2 tRNA genes, 3 rRNA genes and 1 pseudogene are annotated in these 5,974 nt (G+C 53.1%); all 6 read right to left on the reverse strand.

Annotation, left to right across the window (positions count from 1 at the left end):
- Positions 1-335: 335 nt before the first annotated feature.
- A 5S ribosomal RNA gene (rrf, locus tag DOD19_RS25540) occupies positions 336-448 on the reverse strand.
- 117 nt (positions 449-565) lie between these two features.
- Positions 566-3,444, reverse strand: a 23S ribosomal RNA gene (locus DOD19_RS25545).
- A gap of 270 nt (positions 3,445-3,714) precedes the next feature.
- Positions 3,715-3,790 (reverse strand) — tRNA-Ala (locus DOD19_RS25550).
- Between the two features lie 36 nt (positions 3,791-3,826).
- Positions 3,827-3,903 (reverse strand) — tRNA-Ile (locus DOD19_RS25555).
- Positions 3,904-3,963: 60 nt separating this feature from the next.
- Positions 3,964-5,501: ribosomal RNA gene (locus DOD19_RS25560) — 16S ribosomal RNA — on the reverse strand.
- The 16S, 23S and 5S rRNA genes sit together here with 2 tRNA genes alongside, the layout of an rRNA operon.
- Before the next feature lie 182 nt (positions 5,502-5,683).
- Positions 5,684-5,974: pseudogene (locus DOD19_RS27790) on the reverse strand (hypothetical protein); the annotation flags it as partial.

Here is a 5,974-nt window from a genome sequence, read left to right on the forward strand (position 1 = left end):
GATCGCGAACATCATTGCGAGTCGCTGGCCCGCAGCTATATCCACGCGACGCAGCGATGCCTGCGTATCCGCACAAAAGCCACGCACAGCCGGCCCACCGATTCTCCGTACCTCACCGCAGCGAGCGGACGGGCCCGGCTGACTCACGAAGCCAATCAGTCTTGCAGGGGAGTCCGCGGACGTCTCCGTTGGGAGGCGTTTTGTTTTTGGGGAGAGGCGGAGGGGAGTGTTGCTGGGATCTGTCTGGCGGATCAATGCAGCAAGCCGGGTGCGAGCCGATTGCGCAAAGGCAAACACCCCAGCTCTAAGGTAGAGCTGGGGTGTTGTATGGGAGAGCCTGGCGATGACCTACTTTCACACGGGAATCCGCACTATCATCGGCGCGGAGTCGTTTCACGGTCCTGTTCGGGATGGGAAGGGGTGGTACCGACTCGCTATGGTCACCAGGCTATGACTTGTCGTCCCGTTGACGAGGTCAACGGGACCAATATGGGAATGTAGATTTTGGGTTGTGAGTTGTGTGTATCAGGCACAAGGCGGACCCAGCCGGAAACATACCGGTTATAGGATCAAGCCGCACGGGCAATTAGTACTGGTTAGCTGAACGCATTACTGCGCTTCCACACCCAGCCTATCAACGTCCTGGTCTCGAACGACCCTTCAGGGAGATCAAGTCTCCAGGGAATCCTCATCTTCAGGCAAGTTTCCCGCTTAGATGCTTTCAGCGGTTATCTCTTCCGTACATAGCTACCCTGCGATGCCTCTGGCGAGACAACAGGTACACCAGCGGTACGTCCACTCCGGTCCTCTCGTACTAGGAGCAGCCCCCGTCAAGATTCCAACGCCCACGGCAGATAGGGACCAAACTGTCTCACGACGTTTTAAACCCAGCTCACGTACCTCTTTAAATGGCGAACAGCCATACCCTTGGGACCGGCTACAGCCCCAGGATGAGATGAGCCGACATCGAGGTGCCAAACACCGCCGTCGATATGAACTCTTGGGCGGTATCAGCCTGTTATCCCCAGAGTACCTTTTATCCGTTGAGCGATGGCCCTTCCATACAGAACCACCGGATCACTATGTCCTGCTTTCGCACCTGCTCGACTTGTCGGTCTCGCAGTTAAGCACGCTTTTGCCATTGCACTTTAGGTACGATGTCCGACCGTACCAAGCGTACCTTCGAACTCCTCCGTTACACTTTGGGAGGAGACCGCCCCAGTCAAACTGCCTACCATGCACTGTCCCCGACCCGGATTCACGGGCCAAGGTTAGAACCTCAAACAAACCAGGGTGGTATTTCAAGGTCGGCTCCACCGAAACTAGCGTCCCGGTTTCAAAGCCTCCCACCTATCCTACACAGATCGGTTCAAAGTCCAATGCAAAGCTACAGTAAAGGTTCATGGGGTCTTTCCGTCTAGCCGCGGGGAGATTGCATCATCACAAACACTTCAACTTCGCTGAGTCTCGGGAGGAGACAGTGTGGCCATCGTTACGCCATTCGTGCAGGTCGGAACTTACCCGACAAGGAATTTCGCTACCTTAGGACCGTTATAGTTACGGCCGCCGTTTACCGGGACTTCAATCAAGAGCTTGCACCCCATCATTTAATCTTCCGGCACCGGGCAGGCGTCACACCCTATACGTCCACTTTCGTGTTTGCAGAGTGCTGTGTTTTTATTAAACAGTCGCAGCCACCATTTTATTGCAACCCCTTCGTCCTTCTGGCGCGAGCCAGTCAAACTACAAGGGCGTACCTTATCCCGAAGTTACGGTACCAATTTGCCGAGTTCCTTCTCCCGAGTTCTCTCAAGCGCCTTAGAATACTCATCTCGCCCACCTGTGTCGGTTTGCGGTACGGTCTCGTATGACTGAAGCTTAGAGGCTTTTCTTGGAACCACTTCCAATTGCTTCGCGACCTAAAGTCGCTCGCCCCACACCCTTGAATCACGCACCCGGATTTGCCTAAGTGCCATCTCCAATGTAGGGACCGGGACATCCAACACCCGGACAACCTTCCGCGATCCGTCCCCCCATCGCATCATACGACGGTGCAGGAATATTAACCTGCTTCCCATCAGCTACGCATCTCTGCCTCGCCTTAGGGGCCGACTCACCCTACGCCGATGAACGTTGCGTAGGAAACCTTGGGCTTACGGCGAGGGGGCCTTTCACCCCCTTTATCGCTACTCATGTCAGCATTCGCACTTCTGATACCTCCAGCATCCTTTACAAGACACCTTCACAGGCTTACAGAACGCTCTCCTACCATGCACTTACGTGCATCCGCAGCTTCGGTATATTGCTTAGCCCCGTTACATCTTCCGCGCAGGACGACTCGATCAGTGAGCTATTACGCTTTCTTTAAAGGGTGGCTGCTTCTAAGCCAACCTCCTGACTGTTTTAGCCTTCCCACTTCGTTTCCCACTTAGCAATATTTAGGGACCTTAGCTGGCGGTCTGGGTTGTTTCCCTCTTGACACCGGACGTTAGCACCCGATGTCTGTCTCCCGTGATTGCACTCTTCGGTATTCGGAGTTTGCTATGGCGGGGTAATCAGCAATAGACCCCCCAACCATGACAGTGCTCTACCCCCGAAGGTGAGACACGAGGCACTACCTAAATAGTTTTCGGAGAGAACCAGCTATTTCCAAGTTTGTTTAGCCTTTCACCCCTATCCACAGCTCATCCCCTAACTTTTCAACGTTAGTGGGTTCGGTCCTCCAGTACGTGTTACCGCACCTTCAACCTGGCCATGGATAGATCACTTGGTTTCGGGTCTACACCCAGCGACTGAACGCCCTATTCGGACTCGCTTTCGCTACGCCTTCCCTAATCGGTTAAGCTTGCCACTGAATGTAAGTCGCTGACCCATTATACAAAAGGTACGCCGTCACCCGTTTCCAGGCTCCGACTGTTTGTATGCATGCGGTTTCAGGATCTATTTCACTCCCCTCCCGGGGTTCTTTTCGCCTTTCCCTCACGGTACTGGTTCACTATCGGTCGATTACGAGTATTTAGCCTTGGAGGATGGTCCCCCCATCTTCAGACAGGATTTCACGTGTCCCGCCCTACTTGTCGTACACCTAGTTCCACAATACTGTTTTCGCATACGGGGCTATCACCCACTATGGCCGGACTTTCCATTCCGCTTTGCTAACAATACTGCTAAAGAGTACAAGGCTGATCCCATTTCGCTCGCCACTACTTTGGGAATCTCGGTTGATTTCTGTTCCTGCAGCTACTTAGATGTTTCAGTTCACTGCGTTCGCTTCCCTTGCCTATGTATTCAGCAAGGGATGACCCATTCGGGCCGGGTTTCCCCATTCGGATATCTGCGGATCAAAGCTTGTTTGCCAGCTCCCCGCAGCTTTTCGCAGGCTACTACGTCCTTCATCGCCTGTAATCGCCAAGGCATCCACCACATGCACTTATTCGCTTGACCCTATAACGAGTATGTCTCGCTATAGGCTGAGTTCTCGCGTTGTGCCGTATTCCAAGACAATCTTTCGATTGCTCTGGTAATACTGGTTGATACAATCACAACCCAGTGTCGCGTTTTGAATGTGCGTCTCATCAACGCACCGCGACACCTTTACTACATTCCATATTGTTAAAGAACAGCCGAGTTATCACTCGTCTTGGCTAAGCCAAACGCAAACACCGCATTCATCGACTTCTCTGTCGATGCTTGCGTTTGGCAACCAAAAGGTATTGGTGGAGGATGACGGGATCGAACCGACGACCCCCTGCTTGCAAAGCAGGTGCTCTCCCAGCTGAGCTAATCCCCCAGTCACGGCAGAGAACAACTTCCACCGTCCGTAACTTGGTGGGTCTGGTAGGACTTGAACCTACGACCCCCGCCTTATCAAGACGGTGCTCTAACCACCTGAGCTACAGACCCTTGGCTGTAACATCAAACAAACCGATAAGTGTGGACGCCTAACGTCGGATGCACGCTCTTAAAGGAGGTGATCCAGCCGCACCTTCCGATACGGCTACCTTGTTACGACTTCACCCCAGTCATGAACCCTACCGTGGTAATCGCCCTCCTTGCGGTTAGGCTAACTACTTCTGGTAAAGCCCACTCCCATGGTGTGACGGGCGGTGTGTACAAGACCCGGGAACGTATTCACCGCGGCATGCTGATCCGCGATTACTAGCGATTCCAGCTTCACGTAGTCGAGTTGCAGACTACGATCCGGACTACGATGCATTTTCTGGGATTAGCTCCACCTCGCGGCTTGGCAACCCTCTGTATGCACCATTGTATGACGTGTGAAGCCCTACCCATAAGGGCCATGAGGACTTGACGTCATCCCCACCTTCCTCCGGTTTGTCACCGGCAGTCTCTCTAGAGTGCCCTTTCGTAGCAACTAGAGACAAGGGTTGCGCTCGTTGCGGGACTTAACCCAACATCTCACGACACGAGCTGACGACAGCCATGCAGCACCTGTGTCCACTTTCTCTTTCGAGCACCTAATGCATCTCTGCTTCGTTAGTGGCATGTCAAGGGTAGGTAAGGTTTTTCGCGTTGCATCGAATTAATCCACATCATCCACCGCTTGTGCGGGTCCCCGTCAATTCCTTTGAGTTTTAATCTTGCGACCGTACTCCCCAGGCGGTCAACTTCACGCGTTAGCTACGTTACTAAGGAAATGAATCCCCAACAACTAGTTGACATCGTTTAGGGCGTGGACTACCAGGGTATCTAATCCTGTTTGCTCCCCACGCTTTCGTGCATGAGCGTCAGTGTTATCCCAGGGGGCTGCCTTCGCCATCGGTATTCCTCCACATCTCTACGCATTTCACTGCTACACGTGGAATTCTACCCCCCTCTGACACACTCTAGCCGTGCAGTCACCAATGCAATTCCCAAGTTAAGCTCGGGGATTTCACATCGGTCTTGCACAACCGCCTGCGCACGCTTTACGCCCAGTAATTCCGATTAACGCTTGGACCCTACGTATTACCGCGGCTGCTGGCACGTAGTTAGCCGGTCCTTATTCTTCCGGTACCGTCATCGACCCCAGGTATTAACCAGAGCCATTTCTTTCCGGACAAAAGTGCTTTACAACCCGAAGGCCTTCTTCACACACGCGGCATTGCTGGATCAGGCTTTCGCCCATTGTCCAAAATTCCCCACTGCTGCCTCCCGTAGGAGTCTGGGCCGTGTCTCAGTCCCAGTGTGGCTGATCGTCCTCTCAGACCAGCTACTGATCGTCGCCTTGGTGGGCCTTTACCCCACCAACTAGCTAATCAGACATCGGCCGCTCCTATAGCATGAGGCCTTGCGGTCCCCCACTTTCACCCTCAGGTCGTATGCGGTATTAGCTAATCTTTCGACTAGTTATCCCCCACTACAGGGCACGTTCCGATGTATTACTCACCCGTTCGCCACTCGCCATCAATCTAGCAAGCTAGATCATGCTGCCGTTCGACTTGCATGTGTAAGGCATGCCGCCAGCGTTCAATCTGAGCCAGGATCAAACTCTTCAGTTCAATCTGCTGTTTTTCGCTCTTTACGAGCGGTCGCTCACTCTCAGAATCTGACTTGAACTTTCGTTCAAACCTTACTTCTGTGCGAGCACTTCATTACTTGTTAGCTAGCGGATCGAAATCCGCCGCATCCAGTATTAAGCGCCCACACTTATCGGCTGTTTGCTTGTTAAAGAACTTCGCGATCAACTTTGTTCACCGCGTCGCTGCGTTGTCTGCAGCAGAGAAACGAGATTATGCAGAGCTTTTTCGTCGCTGTCAACAACTCGTCGAAGAATTTTTATCATCAACTCGCCGCCAACCACTCCTGAATTTCCAGCCAATCGCCAACCACACAATCGACCGCAAACCCGCCCCACTCCTGCTTCTCCACCACCTAACTCCACCGCCTCAACCTGCGTTTCGGCGCTGTGTTTTGCAGCGAGGGGCGAACTATAGGCGGGTTTTCCGAACAGTGCAAGCCCTTTCTCATTACG

Source organism: Ralstonia sp. GX3-BWBA (genome assembly GCF_003290055.1).
Taxonomy (GTDB): Bacteria; Pseudomonadota; Gammaproteobacteria; order Burkholderiales; family Burkholderiaceae; genus Ralstonia; species Ralstonia holmesii.